Raw genomic sequence first — 24,349 nt, forward strand, 5'->3', positions numbered from 1 at the left:
GCGTCGAGATCGCACGCATGAAGGGGCGCAGCCCGAGCACGCTACCGGCCCCGGTCCTCTCGGTAGGGGAAGAGATCTCCACTCCAACCTCCGGATGTACCGATCTACACCGTATCCGTCGGTGAGGGCGTGTGATCCGGTATGGGCCGAGAGCGCTGGATCCACTGCCGGTAGGTTTCGTGCCGAAATTGGTAGGCAGTGCCGTTGATACGGAGCAGACCGCTGCGCCGAGCCCACTCGAGGAACACGATGGGTCGCTTCGAGAATTGTCTCGTGAATCGGAAAATGAGCACCGCGATATAGAAGCGGCCCGCCGCGAGTCCGATTACCAGCCCGGTGGCGAGTCCGGCCGCCGCCCCGAACGAGAGCCCGAACGTGAGGACGACCGCGAACTCGGCGGCGAACCCCTCCGCGAAATTGAACGCGAGTCCGCCCACGAGCGAGACGGCGGGCGCGAGCAGAACACCGCTCAAGGCCGCGGCCTGGATATCCTCACGAATGAGTCGCCGCTCATCGACCACGAGAGCCAGCTGCTCTTCCGTGTCCGCGCTCAACCCGACCAACATCCCAACCACGGGTCCGAGCGTGCACCCGGCCGCCAGTGCGGGTGCGAGGGCGGCCACGGGTATGGCCCCGACCAGGACCCAGACCCCGATCATGAGCACGGTGCCGACCCCGGTTGTGAGCCCGGTCGTGAACCCCCGCCACCATCGAGACCGAGCGGGCACCCGCCATGCCACCTGATTCGCTTCGGGGAACGAGGTGTTCCAGGTCGTGTACCCGGCCATCAACCCGAACACCAGCGCGAATGCGGGCGCGTCCGTGCGGCGGAGAGTGAGCCCGACCGCAAGCTCGAACATGAGCGTGGTCACCATCCCGACCGCGAGTCCGTGCAGAACGCGAACGCGGGTGGTATCCGCGATCTCCCAGATTTCGTCGAGCCGGATGGCGGTGCCGTCTCGACCGGTGTCGCGGCGGTGTTGGAGGCAGCGGGCCAGTGACCGCAGCCATTTCTCGACATTGTCACCGGTGTAGTCGCGGTACTCCTCGATATCGTCGGTCGCGGCGACAGCGGCGGGGATCTGGACGGTGAACAGCAGATCGCGGACGGCATCGGGGTCGGGACAGTCGACGAGCCGGCCGGCGAGGGTGGGGGTGTGGCGCAGGGTGGTGGCGGTGAGGCCGAGAAGCCAGGGTGTCCGTAGGGCGGTGGCCAGGGGCCCGTCGGGATGATCGCGAATATGGGTGGTGAGGTCGGTCCAGGCGGAGTGCGTGGTGCCGATGTCGTGTCGATAGGTGGTGAGGTATTCGCTGATCTGATTCGGGAGCAGGGGTTGCAGGGTGACGATGGTGGCGCCGTGCAGGCCGTGGTCTTCACCCAGACGCATCAGGTGCTCGAACTCATCGGTGCGGCAAAGGACGACTACGGGTCGGTCACGCCACAGACCGCGATTGAGCAGGCCCAGCAAGGCACGGGCCCGCGATCCCGCACCCTCCGGGGTGTCCATTTCGTCGAGACCGTCGATCACGGGAAGGACCAGGCCGCGGTCGACCATTATCCGAGCGACGTTGGGGCGCAACGAATAGTCGTAACCGAGGCGAGTGGCCAGCCACCGGGAGAATTCATATTCGCCGTCCCAGCCCGCGGCGTTGACCCGTACCGGCACCGGTTCCTCGGCGCGGCGGGCGTCGGCCAGATCCCAGCGTAGGGCCAGCAGCCTCGACACCAGATACGTCGCGGCCACGGTTTTGCCGCTACCCGGGACGCCGAGCACGACCAATCGGCGCCGGTGTGGCCGCTCCAGCAGATCGAAGTAGTCGCCGATCTCCTTGACCGTGGCCGAATCGAGTACCTCATCGGGTCGATGTGGTTGCGGTGCGGCGCGGAATTCGACATGCGCCAACGAACTGGCCCCGGCCCGTAATTCCCGCCGCAGACGCGCCTCTTCCTGCTCGACCTGCCCTGCCAGCCGGTCGGCCAGGACCGCGAGTGGCATTCTGTCGGTGTTCGGTCGCCACCATCGGTAGAGCTCCACCAGCGGTCTGAACAGTGCCGCCAACAGCCGGAACGCCCACCCGATTTCCATACCAGACACGCGTTATAGCTTGCCGGCGAACGGGTTTAGGCACCTGGTTTCGGCAGAGCACATCCATGCCCCACTCGGCGAGCGAACACGGCGTGGGGGTGTTCCTCCGCTTCGATACCGAGTTCGTCCGTTTCCCGAAGCGGAGAGGATCAACCCACTTCGGCGGTGACGCTGGCCGCATCGTCGGTGAATAACATCATGACGGCTGGGCCGAAGGGTAATCGGAGCCGTCGGTCAGTCCATCATCTTCGTATCAGCGCACTCCGACACGCTCCGCGAAAGCACGCAGGCTGCTCTGCCTGTCTTTCTCCAACAATTCACCGACCACCTGCTTCAGCAAGGTCTGATAGCGCACCCACTCGGCGCCACCGACACGTTCGGCGGTGAGCAGCATGTCCAGCGCCCGCTGATGCCGGCCGGTGCGCGTCAACGCCGCTGCCTGATCCAGCAAATGCCGGGCCTGGCTCACCTGCGTAAGACCGCTGCCGTGATTCGGCATCTCCTTCGCCGCCTTCAACGCCTCCGGGTACCGCTCGCTCGAGACGTTGATATCGACGCTCTGCATCACCACCTGCGACGGACCGAAGTTGCACTCGTAGTCCTTGGTGTCCATCCCGATCCGACCGGCCACCTCCCCGGCGATCGCGGCCAGGTCCAGAGCTTCTACCGGTTTCTGGGCACGTCCCGTCGCTGTCGCACCCTGCAACACCAGCGACCCGTGCACCGACAGTTCCGCATTCGATGCGTTCCCGACCGGCTCCACATCCGCGGCCGCCTTCAACGCTACCTTGTGCGACTCCTCATAGCGGCCTTGGACGAGCAGTTGCCACGCCACTGATCCACGCAGCGTTGCTGCCAGCAGCGGGTCGTTACCGCGTTCGGCCGCCCCGAGTGCCGCCCGAATCGCTGTGAACGCAGGGTCCGTCTGTCCAAGATGAACGAGCGTGCACCCGGTTACCCAGTACATGCGCGCCAGCAACTCGTGCGCCGGAGCGACTGCCTCGGCCTGAGCGGCATGCGCAGTCGCCCGAAGCTGCGAGATTCCCGGCGGGAGGACCGAGGTCAATACCTCGTACCGGCCGCCCCAATACGCGCCCCACGCATAGTCGACCGCGCGCTGAGCCTGCTTCAGCGAGACGACGGACTCTTCGTCGAAGTCGACCTCTATGAGGTCGTCGACACTGGTCAGGGCGCGGCGAATCGCGACCACACCCGCCTCCGGGTCCTCGGACGGAATTCCGTACCGCTTCCCGACCAGGTCGGCGATGTCGATGTCCAGAGCACGGGCGATCTTCTGCAGGCCGGCGATACTCGCGCCCGTTCGGACTCCACGCTCCAGTTTCTTGATGAGATCCAGGCTGACTCCGGCCTGTTCGGCCAGTTGCTTCTGTGTCAGCCTCTTGCCTCGGTAACAACGAATCCGCCGGCCGAGGGTGTCCTGTTCCATAGCTGATCCCCCGGTGAGCCCTTGCTATACCTGGCTGATTCCGCACCATGCCGCGAATCCGCGCAAAGTCTCCCTGGATCGAGCTTCCACCCGAGCCAACGCGCGCACCGTCTCGTGCACCATGGGGTGGTATCGGGTCTGCGTCGGCGCGATCCGCCGCGCTGTCTGCAACGCGCCGAACGCGCCCTCCCGATCCCCGTGCAACAAGAAAGCTCGCGCCAGATCGATGTAGTGATGCCCGGCTCGCTCACGCGGGGTGCCGCTCGGCAACCGCACTGTTTCGGCTCGCTTTATCGCAGTGGTGCCGTCGAGGGCTTCAACCGCCAACCCCACAGACCAGATGGCTACGTTCGTCGGCCCGAAGCACAGCCGGTAATCGTCTCGGTCGTAACCGATTCGCTGTGCGGTCTCCCTCGCCTCGGTCAGGTGGGCGTCAGCAGTGTCTTTGCGGCCGGCACGCGCGGCTGCCAAACCGGACTTGAGATGCAGGTTCCCCCACATCGCGAGCGTGGGCGGATCGCCCCTGCCGAGGTCCGCTTCGATCTGCCGGCGGCTGCCTTCCAGGAAGCGCTCCGCCCCGGCCCAGTCGGCGGCGCAGATCATTTCCCCCGCACGCTGGTAGTCACCGGCCAGCACTGCCAATTTGTCACCCGACTGTGCGGCAGCCCATTCATAGCGGTCCACCGCCAGCGATGCGAGGTCGGTATAGCCGAGTTTGTAGACGATCTGAGAGGTCGCCGCATACGTCTCCGCGAGCAGACCGAAAATGCGTTCCTGCTCCGATCCCTGAGCGGAGTGCCACGCCACTCTCAGGTCATGAAGCAGCGAGGGCAGCAGTGTGCCCAACTCATGCAGCTTCACCATGTGCCGCAGCTTCGACGCGCGTGCCACATCTTTGACCAGATCGTCGATCGACCGGGGTGGGACATCATCCGGGGGAAGTCGGTACACGGCCATCTCTCGTCGGATATCGGGGATGCCCGAATGCGCCATTTTCTCGTCCCGAGTTTCCCTCGGGTATGGCTGATCCAGTAAGTCCGCGATACCGACCTTCAGTGCGCGGGCACATGCGCTCACGAACGCCGGAGATGCCGGAGCACGCCCTTGCTCCACGGCTTTGACCAATGAGGTAGAGACATTGGCCTTGGCGGCCAATCGCGCCTGAGTCAAGCCGGCGAGCTTGCGTTCTTCGGCTACGCGCGCCCCCACGCCGTTGATCTTCTGCTTGGTACCCATACATCACATCCTGGCGTTATCCCCTAACACCATGGTGCCAAAAGTCTTGTCCCCTCACTGGTGAACGTCGAACGAACCTACGTACATCATCCCCGCCGATTGATCCTTGGCACCGGCGCGGGATCGGTCACCACCACAACCACTACACAAGCCGAGGTATCCATGTCTGAGATCAACACCGATCCCGCCGCCGAGATGCGTTCGGGTATATGGGCGCCGGGATGGCCCCACGAAGCACCCGATGAGCCGTTCGCCACCGCTCAGGCTCATGCCGTTATGCAAACCCATAAGGACTGTGGGTTGGAATGCGCTCGGAAGCAGGCCGCCTGGGATGCGCTCGTCGCGGTCGGGCGGATCGTTCCCGATACGGGCAGGACGCGATGAGCGGTGTAGTGCCCGCCGAGTTGGTCAATCGGTGGCGTATGGAGAAGTGCGACGACCTCGCCGCGCCGACCGGTATCGAGCATGCGCGGTTCATGCTCACCTTCCATGCCGGGCATGGTTGCCGTCGTTTCCTCGTCGGGTTGGCCTACACGTCGGAGGTGATGTGATGGCGCTTCCGCAACGGAGACCACTGGACGAGCAGGTCAAGGGGCGGAAGTCGTTTCTGGCGGATGTGCCGCACACCGCCATGTTGGTCCGGATCGCCGAACACTTGCGCGCAGTGGAGGATGCGTCCGGGGACCATGTCGTCTCGGAGGCGCCGTGAACGAGCTCAGCGATCCCTACCTCGGCATTCTGATTTCGAGCGACGGCATGGTCTGCCGTATCGGTCTCGACGGTTTCCCTATCGACTATCCGCCGGAGCCGCCCGAACCCGACGAACAGCAGACCCATGGTTGTGAGCCATTGTTGGCCGTCTACGACGAGACATTTCGTGATCGAGCCCGCGACGCTACCAGAGACCGGGACGAGCACGACTGACCCGACGAAATCGGTGGTCGGCCGTTCCCGGCCTCGCCGGCGGTTACCGGCAGCGCTGGTAACCGGTGGGGGACAGCGAGCCGAGACGGGTGCCGGTGGCTTTCGCGAGTGCCTCGAGGTCGTGGGCGCCGACTCGGGTCGCGATGGCGACGGCGATATCGGCGGCCGCGGCGGCGTCGGCTCCGGCCTGGTGATGGGTGGCGAGGCGGACACCGAGGGCGGTGCTCACATCCGGCAATCGGTATCGGCGCAGCTGCGGCAGGTGCCGCTCGGCCCAGCGGCGGGTGCAGCCGTAGGACCATGTCGGGACGGGCACTCCGCTGTGGCCGCAGGCCTGGGTCAGCGCGTTCATATCGAAGTCGGCGTTGTGCGCGACGACCGGGAGTCCGTCGATCACGGCGAGCGCCGCCTCGAGTTGCCGGGCGAAGCTCGGTTGGCCGGCCACCATATCGGCGGTGATGCCGTGAATGCCGACGTTCCTGGGGTGGAAGCTGTTCACCGGCTCCGGGGGCCTGCACAGCCACGTCCGGGTTTCGACGCGCACTCCGTCGCGGACAACGGCGATTCCGATCGCGCAGATACTGCCGTACTTGGGGTTGGCGGTTTCGACGTCGAAGGCGGCGAAGTTCAGACTGCTGGTCATCGTGGGCCTCACCGTACCGCCACCCGGACACCGCCGGAGAACATCGAGTCGTGGAATTCCAGCGCCGCGGGGGCGGTGCCGGTGGGGACGTCGAAGGCGAGGATCACCGAGAACTTGTTGCCCGGGTTGATATCGGCGAAGGTGTCGTCGTTCAGGTAGATCTCGGCCTCGGTGTCGTTGGTGAACTCGCGGCCTTGGGTGTCGATGAGTTTCTGGTTGCTGCCGAAGTAGGACTGGGGCCGGTCGCTGGTGTTGGTGACGTCGATGTGGACGAGGATGAACTCGCCCTGCGCGGTTTTGCTCAGGAAATCGCCGACCGATTTCGTGGGCGGTTCGACCCGGGTGACCACGAACGCGAATTTGCCGTCGCGTACCTCCGAACCGGCGGGGGCGATGTCTTCGCCGGTGTCCGGCGCGGAGCCGGTGGCGACGCCGCCGCTCGGTTTGTCCGCGTCGTCGGCGCTGGTGGCGATGATTCCGGCGCAACCCCCGCACAGCAGGATGAAGAAACCGATGACGCCGAGGACGATCCAGAGCCCGGTGCGGCTTTTGCGCGGGGGCTGGGGATAATGGGGATTGGTCATCTGACCTGACTCCTCGAGTTGACTTGCAACGGATACCGGTGGCTACCAGCAGAAGCGGTGCCCGCGGATGTATTCGCATTCCTCCTGGTAGTCCCACTGGTCCGGGACATCGGAGTTGGGGATGGCCGCACCGGCCGCCCCGCCGAGCGCCATACCGCCGAACAGGCCCACGAGCAGACCGACCGGCAGACTGATCGGGATCAGCAGACCGCCCGCGGCGATTCCGATCACCATGCCGACGACGATTCCGGTGACGACGCCGACCGCGCCGCCGAGTGCGACGCCCGCCTCGATGCTGCGTTGGCGCGGCGAGGTTTTGCGCCAGTAGCCGATGTCCTGGGCGGCGATATCGGCGACCATCTTCGCGCCGTTCGCCGCCACGCGCGGGGTCATGGTGAGCATGTGCTCGCCGACCTGGAGCGCGCGGGGGATGCCGGCGATAGTGGTTCCGTTCGCGGCGACGATGTCGATCGTGTCCGCGGTGACGGTGAAGGTGCCGCCGGTGAGTTCGGCGGTGAGGGTTTTCCCGTCGCGGCTCACGAGGTAGCCGACGCCTTGGTCGGCTCCTCGGGCGCTTTCCGGCACGACGGTCGCGGTCTCGCCGACGGCGGGTGGCGGGGCCGCGACGGCGGTGTGCTCGACGACGCCCACGGCGGCGATCGCGAGTGCGGCGGCAGCGGTGAGTTTCTTGATTTCATGCTGGGTGGTTCTCCTGGTTCAGACCCCGGGTTCGGGGCCGGTGGTGGGGTCGCCGGCATTGCGGGCCTGGCTGGTGAGATGCCAGCCGGCGCATTCCGGGCATCGGTAGGTCCGCTGTTCCCGCCTTCTGGGGTTGTCGTGGTCGAGGCCGACCAGCACCAGCTCGGCGGTTTCGGGGTCGAAGTAGCGGATCTTCCCGGTCACCGCGCACCGGCTGCGCCGGGGAAGCAGCGGCAGGGCGCGGAGGTCGTCACCGTGACGCAACCGCAGCGGCCGGTGTCCGCGGGCGGCGGGCCTGAAACCGGGCACCCCGGTGTTCGACAAGGTCATCATCACCACCGACCGCCGCAACCTCAACGCCCAGCTTCAAGAGACCGTGGGCGGGTTCGAGCGGGTGCAGGGCCTGGTGGTGGAGATCGACGAGAAGCGGGGCGCGAAGTCCCGCCAGCTCGCCGACGCCCTGTCCAAGGAGTCGGGCAAGATCATCCCCATCACCTTGCAGACCTTCCCCGCGCTGCTGGATTTCCTGAAAGGCGAACCCGCCGAACTGCTCGGCGGCCGGTTCGCCGTGATCGTCGACGAGGCGCATTCCTCGCAGTCCGGTGACGCGGCCGCCGCGGTGCGGGCGGCGCTGCGCGACCTGGGCCTGGACACCGACGACGAGGACGAGGGCGCGGTGGAACTCACCCTCGACGAACGGCTGAAACGCAAAGCCGAGGCGCGCGGCCACGCGAAGAACCTGTCGTATTTCGCGTTCACCGCGACCCCGAAGGCGAAAACCCTGGAAGCCTTCGGCACCCTCGAAGGCGACCACTACCGGCCGTTCCACACCTATTCCATGCGCCAGGCCATCGAGGAGGGTTTCATCCTCGACCCGCTGCGCAACTACACCACCTACAAAACCTTCTACCGCCTGGTCAACGAGAACCCCGACGACCGGAAGGTGCCGGAGTCGAAGGCGAAAACGCTGCTGGCCCGGTTCGCCGCCACCCACCCGTCCACCGTGCAGCAGCAGGCACAGGTGATCGCGGAGCATTTCATCACCCACACCCGGCCCCGGCTAGGCGGCCGCGCCAAGGCCATGGTGGTCACCGATTCACGCAAGAGCGCGGTCGCCATGACCCGCGCCATCCGCGAATACCTCGACCTCAACGAGTACGCCGCCCGCTACCCGGACGTCGGCGTGCTGGTCGCGTTCTCCGGCGGCCTCGACTACGACGGCGAGGAAACCAGCGAGGAGAAGGAGAACGGGGGACTCAAGGAGAGCGAACTGCCCGCGGCCTTCGCCTACACCCGCGCCGACGATATCGCCACCCGGTCCGGCGGTAAGGGGCAGCGGGAATACCGGATCCTGGTGGTCGCGGAGAAATACCAGACCGGGTTCGACCAGCCGCTGCTCACCACGATGTATGTCAACAAATCGTTGAAGGGCATCGCGGCAGTGCAGACGCTGTCGCGGTTGAACCGCACCCACGAACGCAAGAGCCAGGAGGACCTGGTCGTCCTCGACTTCGTCAACGACGGCGACAAGATCCAGGAATCGTTCCGGCCCTACTACGAGCTGGCCGAGGCCATGCCCACCGACCCGAACCTGCTCTACCGCGCCCAGGACAAGGTGCTGGCCCCGCCCATCCTGCTGTCACACGAGATGCGCTCGTTCGCCGACGCCTACACCCGCGCGGAGGAGAAGGCCGCCGGGTCCACCGCGGTCTGGCAGAATCTGCACGCCGACCTCTACGTCCACCTCGCGCCGGCGGTGAACCGTTTCACGGAGCTGCTGGACAGCGGCGACGAGGACGACGTCGACACCGCCGAGGAGTTCCGTTCGGATCTGCGCGACTACGTGCGTAAATACGGGTTCCTCGCCCAGATCGTGCCCTACCGCGACGTCGACCTGGAAACCCTGCACCTCTACGGCAAACACCTGCTGAACGTGCTGCCGCGCCGGTCCGACGGCGGTGTCGATATCGGCGAGGTGGATCTGAGCTATCTGCGCGTGCAGAAGATGGGCGAGGCGGATATCAGCCTCACCCCGGAGGGCGCGCAAGTGCTGCCCGGTTTCGGTGACGGGACCGGTGGCCCGCAGGAACCGGAGAAAACGCTGCTGTCGGAACTCATCTCGCGGTTCAATGACAAATTCGGCACCGACTTCACCGAAGACGACGTGGCCAAACCGTTCCAGCAGGCGATGGAGGACGACGGGGTGCAACTGGCCGCCGCCGCCAACCAGAACGAAGAGGACTTCCAGGGCAAATTCGTCGAGGTCTTCGAGAAGAAGATGGTGGAGAACTTCGCCACCCAGCAGAACCTGGGCCGCCGCTACTTCAGCAAATCCGATCCGGCGTTCAAGGAAACCCTGAACAAACAGCTCGGCCGCGCGGCGTGGCGGCTGCTCAGACGGCAACACGGTATAGACGGGGCGGCCTGAACCACCAGAAGACCGCGCGCGTGCTCCCCGCGCGTGGGATGACACAGCAGGGGACGATATGGGGAAAACGATCGCCGGACGCTACGAGCTGACCCAGCAGCTCAGCTCCGGCGGCATGGGTTCGGTCTGGCGCGGCTACGACAGCGTGCTCGACCGGCCGGTCGCGATCAAACGCATCCGGGTGGACCAGGTGGACACCGGGGAAGTGGCCGAGGAATTCGCCGAACGCTTCCGGCGGGAAGCCCGGGTGACGGCGCGAATCCGCCACCACGGGGTGCCGCAGGTGTTCGACGCCGGACTCGACGCGTCCTACGAACACGTCTTCCTGGTGATGGAGTTGATCGACGGCGTGCCGCCGGCCGACTACATCGAACCCGGCGCCGGACTGCCGCTGTCGTGGGTGGCCTCGGTCGCCGCCCAGATCGCCACCGTCTTATCCCACGCGCACGCCCTGCCGGTGGTGCACCGCGACCTCGAACCCGCCAATGTGCTCATCACCCGCGACGGTTCGGTGAAAGTGATCGACTTCGGTATCGCCGCCATCCTCGACCGCAACGCCCGCAAGCTCACCAAAACCGGCGCGGCCATCGGCACCCTGCGGTACATGGCGCCGGAAGCGATGCACGGCTACGCGGTGGCCCCGCGCACCGACCTCTACGCTCTCGGCTGCCTGATCCACGAAATGGTCAGCGGCGAACCGGTCTTCGACGACGAATCGCCCTACCGGGTGCAGCACGCCCATATGGAGGAGCCCCCGACCCCGCTGCGGCAACTCCGGCCGGAGGTGCCGGTCGAATTCGAGCGGCTCGTCCTGGACCTGTTGGAGAAGGAACCACAACAGCGCCCGGCCGACGCCTACACCGTGTACGAGCGTCTGCTGCCGTTTCTGCCCATCCCCGGAACCGAGATAGAACCCGACGCGGTATACCTGCCGGGGTTACCCGATCCCACGCGGATCTTCCGCCGCCCCAATGCGCCCCTGGAAACAGCGCAGGTCGAACCGACCCGAACGCATACGGCCGGCATTCCACCCACCGCGCCGCTCACCGCGACACACCTCGACACCGCCGTGGCCAAGGCCCGAGAGCGGTATTCGGAGCTCCTCGAACTCGAACGTTTCGCTCAGGCCGCCGACGCGCTAGCCGCTGTCCTGGAACAGGCCGCCGAGGCGCGCGGCATGGACAATGCCAAGGTCCTGGGGTTGCGGCGCGATATGGCCGCCGCGTGGGCGCTCGGTGGTGAGTACCGCCGCGCGCGCACCGAGCTGGAGGCGTTGGCCGAGGCGTACCGCCGGGTCGAGGGAAAGTTCAGTGAGTCGGCGTGGGAGATCCGTGCCGCGGCCGTCCAGTGTCAGATGCAGCTCGGCGATATCGACGGGGGACCGACCGCCATGCGCACCCTGCTCGCCGAAGTCGTCGCGGCCGCCGGCGACAGCAGCGAACTCGCCCTCGACCTACGATTCGACCTCGCTGAACTGTTGGCGGGCACCGGTGACCTGACCGGCGCGCTCGAGCTACTCGAACCCATGTACGCCGACCTGTGCATCCTGCGCGGTGCGAACGATGACTTCACCATGGCCGTCGCGGAACGAATCGACAGACTGCAAAACCTTTACCCGGACTGAATAACCTCAGATCAACATGGGGAGGAGGGATAACCCATCAGCTCGAGAGCGGCCCGCACGTCTACGGAAAGCGCCGCCCATATGTGGTTGGGCGTCGCGGACTACGAACGCATGGCCGACGACTACGCGACGAGGGAATAACCTACCCGTTGTATAATACTGAGGATATATTCGGTGCGTGTGGAACGTGATCTTGATGGAGGAGGTGGATGAGTGGTTCGTTGCCTTGGCTCGCACCGATGCCGAGCAGGCCGCTCGGGTCGAGGCGGCTATCGATACGCTCGCCGATGAAGGACCGCTACTCGGGCGGCCCTTGGCGGACCGGATCAAGGGATCACGGCTGCACCATTCAAAAGAGCTTCGGCCATTGGCGACCAACATACGGATTCTGTTTGTCTTCGACTCGGACCGTCAGGCGATTCTGCTGGTCGCCGGGGATAAAGCAGGACGGTGGAAACAGTGGTACATCGACAACATCCCGGTAGCCGAGGCGCGCTATCAGCGGTGGCTCGATAGGGAAGGTGAGAACGATGGCGCGTAGTTGGAAGGACGTGAAGGCCGACGTGCACGCACAGGGACTCATCGCGCCTGCACATGTTGCCGAGGCGAAGCGGGAGATCGAAGGGGCTCGGCGAGCCTATCGCCTGGCGCAGGTCCGTAAGGCTCAGGCACGTACGCAAAGTGAGATCGCCAAGGTGATGGGTGTTACGCAAGCGCGGGTGTCCAATATCGAGCGGGGCGACATGTCGCACACCGAGCTCGGCACATTGGATGCCTATGTTCGTGCGGTTGGAGGAAGGCTTCGCGTGGTCGCCGAGTTCGGTAACGGCGACACCTTGACCCTGCAGTAATCACAACTGTCCACCCGTGGTATTTCCCCGACCTCGGCGTCCACTGTGGCGCTTCCTCCTCCGGCGCTATCGGTCTCTCGTCGTGCCATTCGGCCACACCACATCGACCGGGACGCTACGATCCTTCGCCGGCTCGACGCCGAGGGTGGCTGCCGCCGCGGAGACGAAGGCCGGAGGCGGCGTATCGTGGCCACGCTCGATGGGGTGTACGGTGTGCACGCTGTAGTCCATCTTTGCGGCCAACTGTTTCCGGGGGAGGCAGGCGAGTTTCCGTTGCTCGGCGATACGTTCACCGATTCGTTTCTGTGTCACGACGCAGACGCCGATCCTGATCGGAATCCCCTCTGGCGCGAGAATAGCGGGCCTTCGACGTCAAGGTTTGGCGACGAACTATCAGTTCGCTATTGGTCGCGCTAGCATGTCGCTGCGAATCTGATTTCGACACCACTGCGTTGCCGCCATCATCAGGGTCGCCTCGGGCGGGTCACCGCCACACCGCGACGACACGATACCGAGGTTGTTGTGACAGAAATCCAAGATCCGATTACCCAGATGCGTTCGGGCATACGCGCGCGGTGGCGACCCCACGAGTCTCCACCGGTTGCCATGGTAACGATTCCCGGCGGTGTCCGATTAGAAGGGCAGGTACGTGACATTTCATCACATCGAATTCCGACCAAAACGGTTGCGTTGAAGGGAGTTCAGTAGCTCATGCTCCGAAACGGGAAGGCCTCGAAAGGCACTGCGACCCGGCGGGTACTCGCGGGAACGGCCGCGGTGGCAGCGCTGATGTTCGGAGCGCCGGGCACGGCATCGGCGGCCGACTTCTCCGCGGTGGTCGATATGCAGTGCGTCGGGTTGAGCCCCAATATCGTCGATGTGCCCTACAGCGGAAGGGTGTATGTCGGTCAGTACAGCGGTCGGCCGGGCTGGACGAGTCTGAGTGTGCACACCGGTGCGAGCATCTGGGGTAACTACACCACTCATCCCACGCTCACCTGGACCAACCTGGCCACCGGTGTTTCGGGCACCGCGAGTGGATCGGTGCCGGTGTCCTCCATGTTCGGCACCGGGGGGCAGGTCGCTTTCGATGCGTGGGACCTCGGCCCCGGGCCGGTGCGTTTCGATCTCTCGGTCGTCAACTCCGGTTTGGTTCCGGTGCCTGCGGTCAACTGCTCAGGGGTGCTCGATATCCCGGCCTGATCCTGTTGCGCGGGTGCGGGTGATCGACGGGACCGGCGCGGTGCGCGGCCCAGGATGGGAGCCAGGCCGGTTCGGGAAGCGGTGCCAGGCTCGCGAAGTGGTCGATGATCGTCCGTAGTCCCGGGTGTGGATTCGTTTCGGGGAGCAGAAGGGAAATCGGGTAGGCGAGCGTCGGGTTCACGATCGGAATGCGGCGTAGATCGTAGTTCGCCGGCCAGATATAGCGGTCTCGGGCGCCCACGAGGGTGGCCACTTCGGCGGATTCCGCGAGGGTGTCGAGGAGGACCTCGTCGCCGAAGTGGGGGCCCGTGGCGTCGATGCGGAGGTCGAAGGCGGTGGCGAGTTGGTCGTAGAACTGTGCCCATTCGCTTCGGGGCACGATACCCGGCACCCAGATCCGTTGTTTGCGCAGTCGGGACGGGGTCAGTGTTCGCGCGGCGGCAAGTGGGTGCCGGGGGCCGACGAGGAGTTCCAGGGGGGAATCGAAGACGTGGATCATGCGCACACCGTGCGGCAGCGTGGTGGGGTCGGTGACGGTGCGGAACGAGGCATCGATATCGCCGGCCCGGACGGCGTCGGCCGCCGCGTGCGGGTCGTCGCCCCGGAGAGTCACCACGTCGAGGGCGGTTTCGGGGTGCGAGCGCCAGTAGTCGTGCAGTATGACGGCCTGGGCGCTGCGTCGGCCCAGTACGTCGATCCGTAGGGCTCGCGAGCCGGGGTGGACCGCGGTGACGGCGCGGTCGACATTGGTGACGATATTTCGGGCGTGCGGGAGGAACGCCTGGCCGTCGAGTGTCAACTCGACGCCTCGGGCGGTGCGGGTGAACAGTCGGACCCCCAGTTCCCGCTCCAGGGCGGCGATCCGTTTGGAGACCGCCTGCTGGGTCACGCCCAACTCGTCGGCCGCATACCGCAGCTGTCCGAGCTCGGCCGCTCGGACGAATGAGCGCACTGCCTCGGTGTCCATCGGCTCATCTTATATATGTACAACCAAAAGTTGTGGCTCGCCGAGGGGCGGTTGTTTGATCTCGGCCTCGGGCAACCGGTGTGATTCGAGGACTCGAATATTGGTTGTCGCGGAGGAGTTGTGTGAGCGTGCGGTCGGGCTCCGATCTCGGTTGGCTGTGGTGGGCCTACGCCGTCAGCACATATGGGACGTGGATCGCCTTCGGGGCGTTTCCGCTCATCGCGGTGCAGGTGCTGCACTCCTCGGCCTTCGCGGTCTCGCTGCTGGAGGCGGCCGGACTCGCCGTAGCGGCGATTGTCGCGATCCCGCTCGGGCCGTGGATCGAGTATCGGGCCAAACGTCCGGTGATGATCGGGGCGGATCTGGTTCGATTCCTCGCGATGGTGAGCATTCCGTTCGCGTACTTCCTCGGTGTGCTGTCCTACCTCCAACTGTTGGTGGTTTCGGTTGTCTCCGGCGCCGCGGGTATCGCTTTTACCGCCGCCTCCGGTGCATACCTGAAGCACCTCGTTCGCGGTGATCGCCTCCTTGCCGCGAACGGCAGGTTCGAGGGCACGAGTTGGGTGGCGACCGCGGCCGGACCGCCACTCGGCGGTGCGCTCATCGGGTTGCTCGGGCCGGTCGTCACCATCGCGGTCGATGCCTTCAGTTATCTGCTTTCCGCACTCGGGGTCCGCCGCATTCGTGGTGGCGATATCGCCGCGCCCCGTGATCCGGACGACGGGTCGCGGGGTGTAGACCTCCTCGGTGGGTGGCGGTTCATCCTCCGCGACCGCGTACTGCGGGGCCTGTTTCTCAACTCGGTGCTGGTCGGTGGCCTGATCATGGCCACCCACCCGTTGCTGGCCGTTCTCATGTTGGGTGAATACCGCTTTCCGGCCTGGCAATACGGTCTCGCCTTCGGAGTCCCGGCGCTCGGCGGTTTCGTGGGCGCTCGGCTCTCCGCATGTCTCGTCTCCCGCTACGGTCGGCGTGGGGTCATGATCGTCTTCGGTTGGCTGCGCTCGTTTTTCCCGCTCGGTCTCGTACTCGTCCATCCCGGTGTCACCGGACTTCTCACCGTGATTGTCGTCGAGGCCCTGCTGATCACCTGCATGGGCATTTTCAATCCGATCAACGCCACCGAACGGCTGCAACGGACTCCCGCCGGCCATGCGGCCCGTGTCCTCGCCGCATGGAGTGTCGGCGGCAAAATCGCGCAGGCCGGCCTCATGGTGCTCTGGGGTCTGCTCGCCACGCTCACCGGTCCTCGCCTTGCGATCGCACTATCCGGTGTTCTTCTGCTCGCCACTCCGTTGTTACTGCCCACATCGGCCGGGCCGCTTTCCGGAGCCGCGGTTCCTTCGGGTTCCGGATCACCCGAATGCGGGTGATCCGGCCGTCGGCCATATCGAAGACGTAGACCGACACGATGGTGTCGTCGAGCCATCCCACCGGATCGGGTCGACCGTTCACCGTGCGTTCGAGCAGCTGCGGTTGGTCCGCGGTGTCCTGGGTATGGCCGGTATGAGCCGGCAGGTCGATATCTCGCTGCGTGCCGATTCCCGAGGAGCCGATCATGTCGATATCACCCGAGCTGCGCGCCCTTGCCGACCGCGTCGAGATCGAAGCGCTCGGCGGTGAGTTCACCGATGCGGTGATGATGCGCGATTTCGACCGTCTGGCCGCGCTGTTCACCGACGACGCGGTATTGCGCATCCCCGACGCGGGTATCGAACTTTCCGGCCGCGCCGAATTCGAGCCCGGGATGCGGCGCATGCAGGACATCTGGGAGTACTTCGTGCAACATACCCATCCCGGCGTGATCCGGATCGAGGGAGACACCGCTTCCGGGCGCGCGCACATCTGTGAATTCGGTCGGTTGCGCAACGGTGGTTCGCATCTGAATTACGCGATCTACCACGACCGCTATCGGCGAACGGGCGACGGCTGGAAGTTCACCGAGCGGGTCTACGAGATCCGCTACCTCGACGACTCACCGCTATCGGGTGCGCCACCGGGGGCGGGCGGAGCGAGGGTGGATGTATCTCTGCCGGAGGGGAGACAGTAATCGCGCGGCTGTTCACGGCGGCCCCGTGAACAGCGTCGTTTCCCGCAGGTCATCGGGCTTTCGCGGGCTCTTCCTGCGTGGTTCGGGGGATACGGCCCACGAGTTCTTCGACCCCGTTCAGGAATGTCTCGCAGACGAGGGTCGGGTCGGTCAGACAACCGGCCGCCATCGCGCCGTCGCGCAGCATCATGAAATGTCGGGCGGCGGGTTCCGGGTCGGGGTGGCCGGCCTCGGCGAGGATCTCGGTGATCGTGTCCTGGAACCACTGGCGGTGGGCGAGTACGGCCTGGTGGACCGGATGAGCGGGGTCGGGGTATTCGGCCACGGCATTGAGGAATGCGCATCCGCGGAATCCGGGGGTACGAATTCCGTCGGCGATGGATTGCCCGACGGCTCGAATGACGTCGACGGGGGAGGAGTTCTCGCTGCGTGCGGTATGCACCTGCGCGCGGATTCCCTCATCGATCCGGGTCAGATAGGCGACGACGAGGTTGTCCTTGCTCGGGAAATGCCGGTACAGGGTTGCGCGCGTCACCTGGGCGGCGGCAATGATGCGATCGATGCCCACCGCGTGGAGTCCTTCGGCGTAGAACAGTTCACTCGCGGTGCCGAGCAGTCGTGCCCGTGCTTGCGACATCTGACTTCTCCAAACTCTCCGGCTTCCTGCTTCGAGATTAGCAGATAGAACGATCGGTCTTGACAAAGATCGCAGTGAAGCGGCAGACTTCTGGTGTACCGATCGTTCTATCTACTACCGGTGGTTGTGAGTCGCCGAGCCGGCAACCCACCCGCCCCGATCATCGAAAGAGAAAGCTGATGTCCAGTTCGATCGACGCCGGCGCGACTCGTACCGTCGATAGCGCTATAGGGCTGCGGGACCTGTACTACCTTCGATTCGGCTTCGCCGTTGTCTGGGCCGGCCTGCTGGTGGCGGGCGCTTCGACGCTCACCCCGGCCAGTGTGGCCCTGTTGGTGATCTACCCGCTGTTCGACGTGGCCGCGGCCGTGATCGACTTCCGTACCTCCGGTGCCGCACGTCGGCGGGTGCCGCTGTACCTCAATATGGCATTGAGCCTGCTCACCGCTCTCGGATTGGTCGCCGCCGGTACCGCCGGCATCCCCGATGTCCTGCGAGTGTGGGGTGTCTGGGCGATTACGGCGGGCATTGTGCAGCTGATCATCGCGATCTCGCGCTACCGGCTCGGTGGACAGTGGGCGATGATCCTCAGCGGCGGAATATCCACCCTCGCCGGTGCGAGCTTCATCGCAGGCGCCGGCGCACCGGACGCTGCGCTCACCCCACTCGCCGGATATGCGACATTGGGCGGCATCTTCTTCCTGATCTCGGCGATCCGGCTGCATCGCCGTACAACCGAGGCGCAGTGATATGCCGAGCTCGAGCGACGGTTCCGTTTGCGACGTCATACCACTCGTCGCCTCCCGGGGACCACCACCGGACACCCCGCCCGCACCGCAAACCACACCTTTGAAGGAGAGAACACCATCATGTCCGATGCCATCTACACCGCCATTGCCACCTCGACCGGCGACGGTCGCGCCGGAGGACGTGCGGCAACCGATGACGGCCTGCTCGACGTCACCCTCGCCATCCCGCGGGAGATGGGTGGACGGGGTGGTGCGACGAACCCCGAACAGCTTTTCGCCGCCGGCTGGGCCTCCTGCTTCCATTCGGCATTGAAGGCCGTCGCCGCCAACCGGAAGGTCACCATCACCGATTCGGCCGTCGTCGCCGAGATCGGTCTGCACCCCACCCAGGAGGGCGGTTTCGGGCTCTCCGCCGCGTTGCACGTGGAACTCGGTGGTATCGACCAGGACAGCGCCGAGGAGCTCGTCGCGGCCGCGCACGCGATGTGCCCCTACTCCAACGCCACCCGCGGCAATATCCCCGTCACGGTCGACACTACGGTCGCCTGAATCACGCTCGCCCGACCGTCGAGCCGCAGCACACGGCCCCGCATACCGCCGGTATGCGGGGCCGTTCCGATTCCGAGAGAGGCCGGCCCGGAGCCCGTCGGGGCACGGGCCCCGGGCGTTGCCCTCATGCCATTCCGGCGGACTCCATCCCGAGAGAGCATTGACGAAGCACCATGCCCGGGCGAGTAGTAGAGGTCCTCGACCACAGGCTCGCCCTGCTCCGAACATGTGATTCAGAGTGGCCGTGGCGGTGTCGCCGCCGATCAAGGCCGCGGCACGATCATGGTGCCGACGAGAATTGTCCGTAGTGCTGACATGTGGGGCCCTCGATCAATTGGATGATGTGATGACCCGCTGTCGAGGGATCCGGTTGGCGTGCCATGACTTCCGGTCAAGGAAGCGAGGGGAACAGTGCCAGGCCCACCAGATTCGCCTCGTCGCAGGGATCGCCCGCATCGGTTTGAATGCGGGTGTTACGCACCGCGAACACGATGCTGCCGAAATCGGCCGGGGTGACGATGTGGCAGGCCAGCCGGTGCGTATCCGCAACCGCTCGGTACATGGTCAACTCCCGCCCTTGGAAGGTGGTTTTCCGCAGGTCGTGGTATTTACCGGGTTCGAGCACCTCATCAACCGTGCTGTCGGAGGCGTTGATCACCAGTTCGAAAGTCCGATCGATGGCCTTCCACTTGCACATTCGCCACGTCGGGAACCTGTCGTCGGGAATCCTTTCCTCGGTGTCGGTGGCCAAACGTGCTCTGGCCAGGTCCTCGTCCGGCAGTGAGCAAGGATCCCAGATGCCTTCCGATGCCGAATCCCCGGGTGTGGCAGCGGGTGATTCGGGGGCGGGAGCTGCTTCCGGTGCCGAATCCCCAGGTACGGCGAGAGGAGATTCGGGTGCGGGGACACGGGTGTCACCGGGAGAGGCCTCCGGTGTGGATGCCCCATTGTCGGAACCAATTGTGGTGGTCGCGGCGGAAGTGCCCGTCGTCGAGTAGGTTTCGGATGGAGTCGGTGCGGTGCCCGCGGAGGTGCTGCAACCGGCCAGCAACAGTGCCGCGCCGCACGATATTCCTGCAATACGGCGACCGATCGCCCTGCTCACCATCCCAGTGTCCTTCTGTCTGCGGGTCTGCTCTCCACGGCGGTCTGTGCCGGCCTCATCAGAATGTGCAATCGGTGACACGACCCGCCCAACCGCCCTTCAGGAACATGATGACGGCGCAGAAAACGTCCTGCGCCAGGTTGATCTGGGTGGCCGACGGTACCGGCGCAGCGGGTTCGGTGAAAGATTCCGCTGCCGCGGGGCCCACCGGGACGACGAGTCCGGCGAACACGGCGGCAGTGACTACAAGTTTTTTCATAGGACGTCCTGTTCTGCGGAGGATCTGGTGCCGAGATTGTCGACCGATTGGTCGAGCGAGTTAACGAGCGGCCAACTGCGTCACGTGAAGTTGTGGTTCCGCAAGCGGGACGAACTGCTGGAACGCGAACGGTGCTACACGGCCCCCGAACGGGCGGCGTTGCAGCGGAAGGCATCGGACGGTAACGCGTTGAAACCGACCGGTGATGCTCTGCTCATGGAAAGCATGCCTTTCGGACGAGTTGCGGACCCGCTCCAACGGGTCCAATGTCCTATCGACAGCGCTACATCACGTGTTACACAGGGTCGCTTCATCTTTCGATGACTGCGAAACCCGAGGTAGGGTCATATCGATCGAGATATCCCATCCCCGAGTGCATTTCGTTCAGGAACTTTTCGAGGTTCTGATGCGAGTGGTACGAAAACAGGGGAGAGCGACCTTGCCCCTCATGATGGTTCGGGCCGGTCATGGCCGGAAACCCGCCCCGATAAACCGGCGTAGTCCGTCGCCTGCCCTCGCCCGACCCCGGATACCGACTGTTCGCGGGACCGGGCACCGGCCGAAAGGGGCGGAAAGGCCCCGAAATTCGCCGATCAGCCGACCGGCGCGGCCGTGGCCATGGCGCGGTCGACCTCCCAAAAGGCGCGTAGCGCGGTGATCTTGCCGGTCTCGTCGACCTTGTAGGTGAATACACCCTCGGCATCGATGCGGTGTCCGCCGACAACGGTTCGGATGATGCCGGTGAAGGCCACCTCCGAACCGCAGGCGAACGAGTCGCCGAACAGGAATTCGATGGATTCGGTGCCGGCAATGGCCTTGTCCCAGAATGCGGCAATGGCGTCGCGGCCGCGGTGGCCCTTGCCCTCCGGGTCGAAACCGGACGGGCCGATCGGGTCCTCCACGACGGCGTCCTCGGCGAACAGGGCCAGCCAGGCATCCTTGTCGCGGGCACGCACCGCGGCCTGGGAGGCCAGGCCGGCGGCGCGGGCGGGATGCTCGGTGCTCATCCGATCGGCTCCGCGATGTACTGCTCGGCGAATTTGCGCAGCGCGTCCTTCTTCGCCTCGAGTTCGCCGTCGAAGCCGATGCCCTCGGCCAGCCACGGAACTACGATCGCATCGGTGACACCCGCGTCGTACTGTTCCTGGTAACCGGAGCGGCCGAATTTATCGATACAAACCGCCTGGATTTCGAACGGGACATCGGCGCGGCCGTATTCGGCCCGTAGCTCCGCCAGCCGCGCGATGGTGGACCGCAGATCCTCGAACTTCATCATCGCCGAGGTCCAGCCGTCCCCGACGCGGGCGGCGCGCCGCAGGGCCACGTCGGTGTGCCCACCCACATAGAAGGGAACCGGTTCGCTCGGCGCCGGGCTCATCTGCAGTTCGTCGAAATCGAAGAACTCGCCGTGGTATTCGACCATTCCGCCGCCCAGGACGAGTTTGATGACCTCGATCATCTCGTCCACCCGCGCGCCGCGCCGCGCATAGGGCACCCCGCACCACTCGAACTCTTCCGGCGCCCAACCGATGCCGACTCCGAAGCCGAAACGGTTACCGGTCATATTGGCGACCGAGCCCACCTGACGGGCCAGCAGCAACGGATTGCGTGAGCCCAGTTTGAGCACATTGGTGTAGAAGCGGATTCGTGAGGTCACCGCGCCCATGGAGGCCGCGGCGATGAGGGGATCCACCCACGGGGTGTCCGGACCCCAGAAGCGACTGCCGTCGGGGGTGTAGGGATACTTCGCCGCCTGGGATTTCATATAGAACAGCGAATCCGGTAGCGCGATCGAGGAGAAACCACACTCCTCCGCGGTCTTGGCGAGCTCGGGCAGTTGATCCAGTGGGCTCATCGCCACACCCACGGTGAATTTCAAGGTCATCGGCGCTCCTTGTTCATGCGGGAGGTCCCGCATCCGATCGCGCCGAGGCGAATATCGCTCATCGGCGCTCCGATCCCACGACCCACATCGAGAAGTACTGCGATCCGCCACCATACGCGTGGCCCAATGCCTTGCGCGCGTTCTCGACCTGGTAATCCCCGGCGCGTCCCATGACCTGTTTGGCGGCCTCCGCGAAGCGGATCATGCCGGAGGCGCCGATCGGATTGGAGGACAGCACCCCACCCGACGGATTCACCGGCAGCGCGCCACCGATCTCGGTCTCGCCCTTGTCGGTCAGCTGCCACCCCTCCCCGGGGGCGGCGAAACCGAGGTTCTCCAACCACATCGGCTCGAACCAGGAGAACGGGACGTAGATTTCGGCCGCATCGATCTCGGCCAGCGGATCGGTGATCCCGGCCGCCGCCCATAGCGCCTCGGCCGCGGCCCGACCGGCCTGTGGGTTGACCTGGTCGCGTCCGGCGTAGGCCAATGGTTCGGTGCGCATGGCGGTGGCGTGCACCCAGGCAACCTTCTTGCCCGAGGCCTCCATTGCCGTCGCGGATTTCTCGCCGCCGAGGACGATGGCGCAGGCGCCGTCCGACGACGGGCAGGTCTCGTCGAAGCGGATCGGATCCCACAGCATCTGCGAGGAGAGCACCTGCTCCACCGTTTTATCGCCCTGCTTCAGATGCGCATGCGGGTTCTTGGCGCCATTGCGGCGGTCCTTGGCGGCCACCATGGCCCCGATGTGCAGCGGGGCGTTGGAACGGCGGATATAGGAACGCACATGGGGGGCGAAGTAGCCGCCCGCGCCCGCGCCGACCGGCATGGTGAACGGCACCGGGATCGACAGGGCCCACATGGCATTGGATTCGGACTGTTTCTCCCAGGCGATGGCGAGTACCTTCTCGTGCACCCCGCCCTGGATCAGATTGGCGGCGACAATGGCGGTGGAGCCACCGACCGAACCGGCCGTGTGCACCCGCAGCAGCGGTTTACCGGGTGCGCCCAGGGCATCGGCCAGATACAGCTCGGGCATCATGACGCCCTCGAACATGTCGGGCGCCTTGCCGATCACGATGGCATCGATATCGGCCATGGTCACATCGGCGTCGGCGAGCGCCCGATCGATGGCCTCCCGGCACAGTCCGGCCATCGAGACATCGGTGCGTTTGGACACATGGTGGGTCTGTCCGGTGCCCAGCACCGCGGCGGGAAAACTCATCGGCCGGCCTCCGAATTCAGAACGGTCACAAGGTTTTGCTGTAGGGCGGGCCCACTGGTGGCGTGCGCCAGGGTGCGGTCGGCGGCACCGGTCATGATCTGGTGCGCGGCATAGCCGATGCGCTCGAGACCGGTGGCGAACATGGGGTTGCCGGCCAGAGCGCCACCCGAGGGATTCACCTCGGTCTCCGGTTTCAACCCGAGCGCCTCGGTGAGGATGAGCAGTTGGTGGCTGAACGGCGCGTGCAGTTCGGCCACCTCGATACCGCTGGTGTCGCCGCCGGTCACCGCCCGACCCGCCGCCTCGGCGGACGGAGAGACGGTGAGGTCGCGAGCGCCGAGCACACTCGAATCGATACGGTGGGCCATTCCGGTGATCCAGGCCGGGCGCTCGCACAGTTCCCGAGCCCGGTCACCGACGGCGAGGACGATGGCCGCCGCCCCGTCGGTGACGGGCGCGCAGTCGTGTTCGCGCAGTGGATCGGCCACATACGGTGCGGCCAACAGCTCGTCGATATCGGTGCCGTGCACGGTGTGGGCGGCCGAGACCTCGGCCATATCGCGTTCGGTCCAGCGGCCCGTGTCCAGACCGGCCCGCGCCTGCAATCCGGCGATGGCCAGGGCGTCCGGCCACAGCGGAGCCACCAGGTAGGGGTCGAGCTGGGTGGTGAGGACCCGGCGCAGGGTGCTCGCGGACGATTTGCCGAAACCGTAGACCAGCGCGGTGCGGGCCTGACCGGAACGGAGTTTCACCCAGGCCTCGTACAGCGCCCAGGCGGCGTCCATCTCCACATGCGATTCGTTGATCGGCGGAACGGCGCCGATGGAGTCGATGGCGGAAATGAACGAGAAGGACCGTCCGGCCAGGTAGTCGGACGATCCCGAGCACCAGAAGTCGATATCCGACTTGGTGATGCCGAGTCGGTCGTAGAGCTGCTGGAAACAGGGCACCAGCATTTCCACACCATTGGTGGTGCCGTAGGTCTCGGACACATGGGGTGCGTGCGCGAAACCGACGACGGCGATCTCGGTGGTGTTATCGGTGCAGCGCTCGGTGATGGTCACTCGGGAGCCCTCTCACAGGTGATGCTTGTAGGTTTCGTAATCGGCATCCGGCTCGCCGGTCGGACGGAAGTGATCGATGTTCTCCAGGCCGTAGCCCCACTCCTCGCGCGGTTTCCACACCGCCTGCACGCGC

At 65.4% G+C, this 24,349-nt stretch carries 29 protein-coding genes and 1 pseudogene; 13 read left to right on the forward strand and 17 right to left on the reverse strand.

The annotated features are described in order from the left end of the window. Positions 1-104: 104 nt before the first annotated feature. The 3 genes from ON32_RS02040 to ON32_RS02050 all read right to left on the reverse strand — a co-directional run bounded on the left by ON32_RS02040 (position 105) and on the right by ON32_RS02050 (position 4,770). Positions 105-2,087 (reverse strand): NACHT domain-containing protein, encoded by a 1,983-nt coding sequence (locus ON32_RS02040; protein WP_040788255.1) that lies wholly within the window; start codon positions 2,085-2,087, stop codon positions 105-107. 253 nt (positions 2,088-2,340) lie between these two features. Next, on the reverse strand, positions 2,341-3,534 hold the full coding sequence (locus ON32_RS02045) for a helix-turn-helix domain-containing protein (RefSeq protein WP_040788257.1): 1,194 nt from the start codon (positions 3,532-3,534) through the stop codon (positions 2,341-2,343). A gap of 24 nt (positions 3,535-3,558) precedes the next feature. Continuing rightward, positions 3,559-4,770, reverse strand: coding sequence for a helix-turn-helix domain-containing protein (locus tag ON32_RS02050; protein WP_040788259.1), 1,212 nt, complete (start codon positions 4,768-4,770; stop codon positions 3,559-3,561). Positions 4,771-4,932: 162 nt separating this feature from the next. Here ON32_RS02050 and ON32_RS02055 point away from each other — a divergent pair, with 162 nt between their 5' ends. Genes ON32_RS02055 through ON32_RS02060 form a run of 4 tightly spaced genes read left to right on the forward strand, consistent with a single transcriptional unit; the run spans position 4,933 to position 5,694 of the window. Further along, entirely contained in the window at positions 4,933-5,154 is a 222-nt protein-coding gene (locus tag ON32_RS02055; protein WP_040788260.1) for a hypothetical protein, read from the forward strand. Continuing rightward, positions 5,151-5,321, forward strand: a complete 171-nt coding sequence (locus ON32_RS28625) for a hypothetical protein (protein ID WP_157224042.1) — start codon at positions 5,151-5,153, stop codon at positions 5,319-5,321. Before ON32_RS02055 ends, ON32_RS28625 begins: the two co-directional genes overlap by 4 nt. Beyond that, entirely contained in the window at positions 5,321-5,479 is a 159-nt protein-coding gene (locus tag ON32_RS28630; protein WP_157224043.1) for a hypothetical protein, read from the forward strand. Before ON32_RS28625 ends, ON32_RS28630 begins: the two co-directional genes overlap by 1 nt. Next, positions 5,476-5,694, forward strand: a complete 219-nt coding sequence (locus tag ON32_RS02060; protein WP_040788261.1) for a hypothetical protein — start codon at positions 5,476-5,478, stop codon at positions 5,692-5,694. The genes ON32_RS28630 and ON32_RS02060 overlap by 4 nt, the downstream gene beginning before the upstream one ends. Before the next feature lie 43 nt (positions 5,695-5,737). On the opposite strand, the gene ON32_RS02065 is transcribed toward ON32_RS02060, so the two are convergent. The 4 genes from ON32_RS02065 to ON32_RS26770 all read right to left on the reverse strand — a co-directional run bounded on the left by ON32_RS02065 (position 5,738) and on the right by ON32_RS26770 (position 7,950). Beyond that, positions 5,738-6,337 (reverse strand): exonuclease domain-containing protein, encoded by a 600-nt coding sequence (locus ON32_RS02065; RefSeq protein WP_040788262.1) that lies wholly within the window; start codon positions 6,335-6,337, stop codon positions 5,738-5,740. A gap of 8 nt (positions 6,338-6,345) precedes the next feature. Next, a complete protein-coding gene (locus tag ON32_RS02070) occupies positions 6,346-6,921 on the reverse strand; it encodes a DUF4352 domain-containing protein (RefSeq protein ID WP_040788263.1) in 576 nt (191 codons plus the stop codon). 42 nt (positions 6,922-6,963) lie between these two features. Then, a complete protein-coding gene (locus tag ON32_RS02075) occupies positions 6,964-7,572 on the reverse strand; it encodes a DUF8020 domain-containing protein (protein WP_040788264.1) in 609 nt (202 codons plus the stop codon). A gap of 66 nt (positions 7,573-7,638) precedes the next feature. After that, on the reverse strand, positions 7,639-7,950 hold the full coding sequence (locus tag ON32_RS26770; protein WP_157224044.1) for a hypothetical protein: 312 nt from the start codon (positions 7,948-7,950) through the stop codon (positions 7,639-7,641). Between ON32_RS26770 and ON32_RS02080 the strand changes: the two genes are divergently transcribed. From ON32_RS02080 to ON32_RS02095, 4 genes are all read left to right on the forward strand, one after another. Continuing rightward, positions 7,934-10,048 carry a type I restriction enzyme subunit R domain-containing protein gene (locus ON32_RS02080; protein WP_051132769.1) on the forward strand — a complete coding sequence of 705 codons (2,115 nt, stop codon included), beginning with the start codon at positions 7,934-7,936 and terminating at the stop codon, positions 10,046-10,048. The genes ON32_RS26770 and ON32_RS02080 overlap by 17 nt on opposite strands. A 58-nt stretch (positions 10,049-10,106) precedes the next feature. Continuing rightward, positions 10,107-11,672 (forward strand): serine/threonine-protein kinase, encoded by a 1,566-nt coding sequence (locus ON32_RS02085; protein WP_040788266.1) that lies wholly within the window; start codon positions 10,107-10,109, stop codon positions 11,670-11,672. 196 nt (positions 11,673-11,868) lie between these two features. Continuing rightward, complete coding sequence (locus ON32_RS02090; RefSeq protein WP_040788315.1) at positions 11,869-12,213, forward strand: type II toxin-antitoxin system RelE/ParE family toxin; 345 nt, start codon at positions 11,869-11,871, stop codon at positions 12,211-12,213. Further along, positions 12,203-12,523 (forward strand): helix-turn-helix domain-containing protein, encoded by a 321-nt coding sequence (locus ON32_RS02095; protein ID WP_040788267.1) that lies wholly within the window; start codon positions 12,203-12,205, stop codon positions 12,521-12,523. Before ON32_RS02090 ends, ON32_RS02095 begins: the two co-directional genes overlap by 11 nt. A 66-nt stretch (positions 12,524-12,589) precedes the next feature. Here ON32_RS02095 and ON32_RS02100 read toward each other — a convergent pair whose 3' ends face one another. Further along, entirely contained in the window at positions 12,590-12,835 is a 246-nt protein-coding gene (locus tag ON32_RS02100; protein ID WP_040788269.1) for a helix-turn-helix domain-containing protein, read from the reverse strand. A 399-nt stretch (positions 12,836-13,234) separates the two neighbouring features. Between ON32_RS02100 and ON32_RS26775 the strand changes: the two genes are divergently transcribed. After that, entirely contained in the window at positions 13,235-13,726 is a 492-nt protein-coding gene (locus ON32_RS26775; protein ID WP_051132770.1) for a hypothetical protein, read from the forward strand. Here ON32_RS26775 and ON32_RS02110 read toward each other — a convergent pair. Continuing rightward, a complete protein-coding gene (locus ON32_RS02110; protein ID WP_083873884.1) occupies positions 13,692-14,693 on the reverse strand; it encodes a LysR family transcriptional regulator in 1,002 nt (333 codons plus the stop codon). The genes ON32_RS26775 and ON32_RS02110 overlap by 35 nt on opposite strands. A 122-nt stretch (positions 14,694-14,815) precedes the next feature. On the opposite strand from ON32_RS02110, the gene ON32_RS02115 reads away from it, so the two are divergent. Next, positions 14,816-16,066 carry an MFS transporter gene (locus ON32_RS02115; RefSeq protein WP_040788270.1) on the forward strand — a complete coding sequence of 417 codons (1,251 nt, stop codon included), beginning with the start codon at positions 14,816-14,818 and terminating at the stop codon, positions 16,064-16,066. 185 nt (positions 16,067-16,251) lie between these two features. Beyond that, positions 16,252-16,743, forward strand: coding sequence for a nuclear transport factor 2 family protein (locus ON32_RS02120; RefSeq protein ID WP_040788321.1), 492 nt, complete (start codon positions 16,252-16,254; stop codon positions 16,741-16,743). Between the two features lie 49 nt (positions 16,744-16,792). Here ON32_RS02120 and ON32_RS02125 read toward each other — a convergent pair whose 3' ends face one another. Further along, entirely contained in the window at positions 16,793-17,380 is a 588-nt protein-coding gene (locus ON32_RS02125) for a TetR/AcrR family transcriptional regulator (RefSeq protein WP_040788272.1), read from the reverse strand. Positions 17,381-17,559: 179 nt separating this feature from the next. Here ON32_RS02125 and ON32_RS02130 point away from each other — a divergent pair, with 179 nt between their 5' ends. Together ON32_RS02130 and ON32_RS02135 are read left to right on the forward strand one after the other, a co-directional pair. Beyond that, entirely contained in the window at positions 17,560-18,129 is a 570-nt protein-coding gene (locus ON32_RS02130) for a hypothetical protein (RefSeq protein WP_040788273.1), read from the forward strand. Between the two features lie 120 nt (positions 18,130-18,249). Further along, on the forward strand, positions 18,250-18,678 hold the full coding sequence (locus ON32_RS02135) for an organic hydroperoxide resistance protein (protein WP_040788274.1): 429 nt from the start codon (positions 18,250-18,252) through the stop codon (positions 18,676-18,678). Positions 18,679-19,069: 391 nt separating this feature from the next. Here ON32_RS02135 and ON32_RS27500 read toward each other — a convergent pair whose 3' ends face one another. From ON32_RS27500 to ON32_RS29830, 7 genes and pseudogenes are all read right to left on the reverse strand, one after another. Continuing rightward, entirely contained in the window at positions 19,070-19,786 is a 717-nt protein-coding gene (locus ON32_RS27500) for a DUF3558 family protein (RefSeq protein ID WP_083873885.1), read from the reverse strand. Between the two features lie 55 nt (positions 19,787-19,841). After that, positions 19,842-20,042, reverse strand: coding sequence for a hypothetical protein (locus ON32_RS02145; protein ID WP_040788276.1), 201 nt, complete (start codon positions 20,040-20,042; stop codon positions 19,842-19,844). A 593-nt stretch (positions 20,043-20,635) separates the two neighbouring features. Next, positions 20,636-21,049: a nuclear transport factor 2 family protein gene (locus ON32_RS02150; RefSeq protein WP_040788277.1), complete on the reverse strand. Its 414-nt coding sequence runs from the start codon at positions 21,047-21,049 to the stop codon at positions 20,636-20,638. Next, the gene (locus ON32_RS02155; protein WP_040788322.1) at positions 21,046-21,921 is read right to left on the reverse strand and encodes a TIGR03619 family F420-dependent LLM class oxidoreductase; all 876 of its coding nucleotides are present in this window, start codon (positions 21,919-21,921) and stop codon (positions 21,046-21,048) included. The genes ON32_RS02150 and ON32_RS02155 overlap by 4 nt, the downstream gene beginning before the upstream one ends. A gap of 64 nt (positions 21,922-21,985) precedes the next feature. Then, entirely contained in the window at positions 21,986-23,152 is a 1,167-nt protein-coding gene (locus ON32_RS02160; RefSeq protein ID WP_040788278.1) for a thiolase family protein, read from the reverse strand. Then, positions 23,149-24,216, reverse strand: a complete 1,068-nt coding sequence (locus ON32_RS02165) for a thiolase family protein (RefSeq protein ID WP_083873887.1) — start codon at positions 24,214-24,216, stop codon at positions 23,149-23,151. Before ON32_RS02165 ends, ON32_RS02160 begins: the two co-directional genes overlap by 4 nt. Positions 24,217-24,228: 12 nt before the next feature. Continuing rightward, positions 24,229-24,349: pseudogene (locus tag ON32_RS29830) on the reverse strand (DNA-binding protein); the annotation flags it as partial.

Origin of the sequence: Nocardia paucivorans NBRC 100373, assembly GCF_000308675.1 — a bacterium.
Classification (GTDB): domain Bacteria; phylum Actinomycetota; class Actinomycetes; order Mycobacteriales; family Mycobacteriaceae; genus Nocardia; species Nocardia paucivorans.

Bases quoted from the DNA above. Each gene is read 5' to 3' on its own strand.
- ON32_RS02040 (WP_040788255.1), bottom strand. From the start codon at position 2,087: ATGGAAATCGGGTGGGCGTTCCGGCTGTTGGCGGCACTGTTCAGACCG.
- ON32_RS02045 (WP_040788257.1), bottom strand. From the start codon at position 3,534: ATGGAACAGGACACCCTCGGCCGGCGGATTCGTTGTTACCGAGGCAAG.
- ON32_RS02130 (WP_040788273.1), top strand. From the start codon at position 17,560: ATGTCCAGTTCGATCGACGCCGGCGCGACTCGTACCGTCGATAGCGCT.
- ON32_RS02125 (WP_040788272.1), bottom strand. From the start codon at position 17,380: ATGTCGCAAGCACGGGCACGACTGCTCGGCACCGCGAGTGAACTGTTC.
- ON32_RS02160 (WP_040788278.1), bottom strand. From the start codon at position 23,152: ATGAGTTTTCCCGCCGCGGTGCTGGGCACCGGACAGACCCACCATGTG.
- ON32_RS02085 (WP_040788266.1), top strand. From the start codon at position 10,107: ATGGGGAAAACGATCGCCGGACGCTACGAGCTGACCCAGCAGCTCAGC.
- ON32_RS02110 (WP_083873884.1), bottom strand. From the start codon at position 14,693: ATGGACACCGAGGCAGTGCGCTCATTCGTCCGAGCGGCCGAGCTCGGA.
- ON32_RS02095 (WP_040788267.1), top strand. From the start codon at position 12,203: ATGGCGCGTAGTTGGAAGGACGTGAAGGCCGACGTGCACGCACAGGGA.
- ON32_RS28625 (WP_157224042.1), top strand. From the start codon at position 5,151: ATGAGCGGTGTAGTGCCCGCCGAGTTGGTCAATCGGTGGCGTATGGAG.
- ON32_RS26770 (WP_157224044.1), bottom strand. From the start codon at position 7,950: ATGACCTTGTCGAACACCGGGGTGCCCGGTTTCAGGCCCGCCGCCCGC.
- ON32_RS27500 (WP_083873885.1), bottom strand. From the start codon at position 19,786: ATGGTGAGCAGGGCGATCGGTCGCCGTATTGCAGGAATATCGTGCGGC.
- ON32_RS02070 (WP_040788263.1), bottom strand. From the start codon at position 6,921: ATGACCAATCCCCATTATCCCCAGCCCCCGCGCAAAAGCCGCACCGGG.
- ON32_RS02145 (WP_040788276.1), bottom strand. From the start codon at position 20,042: ATGAAAAAACTTGTAGTCACTGCCGCCGTGTTCGCCGGACTCGTCGTC.
- ON32_RS28630 (WP_157224043.1), top strand. From the start codon at position 5,321: ATGGCGCTTCCGCAACGGAGACCACTGGACGAGCAGGTCAAGGGGCGG.
- ON32_RS02065 (WP_040788262.1), bottom strand. From the start codon at position 6,337: ATGACCAGCAGTCTGAACTTCGCCGCCTTCGACGTCGAAACCGCCAAC.
- ON32_RS02050 (WP_040788259.1), bottom strand. From the start codon at position 4,770: ATGGGTACCAAGCAGAAGATCAACGGCGTGGGGGCGCGCGTAGCCGAA.
- ON32_RS26775 (WP_051132770.1), top strand. From the start codon at position 13,235: ATGCTCCGAAACGGGAAGGCCTCGAAAGGCACTGCGACCCGGCGGGTA.
- ON32_RS02120 (WP_040788321.1), top strand. From the start codon at position 16,252: ATGTCGATATCACCCGAGCTGCGCGCCCTTGCCGACCGCGTCGAGATC.
- ON32_RS02135 (WP_040788274.1), top strand. From the start codon at position 18,250: ATGTCCGATGCCATCTACACCGCCATTGCCACCTCGACCGGCGACGGT.
- ON32_RS02090 (WP_040788315.1), top strand. From the start codon at position 11,869: ATGGAGGAGGTGGATGAGTGGTTCGTTGCCTTGGCTCGCACCGATGCC.
- ON32_RS02055 (WP_040788260.1), top strand. From the start codon at position 4,933: ATGTCTGAGATCAACACCGATCCCGCCGCCGAGATGCGTTCGGGTATA.
- ON32_RS02150 (WP_040788277.1), bottom strand. From the start codon at position 21,049: ATGAGCACCGAGCATCCCGCCCGCGCCGCCGGCCTGGCCTCCCAGGCC.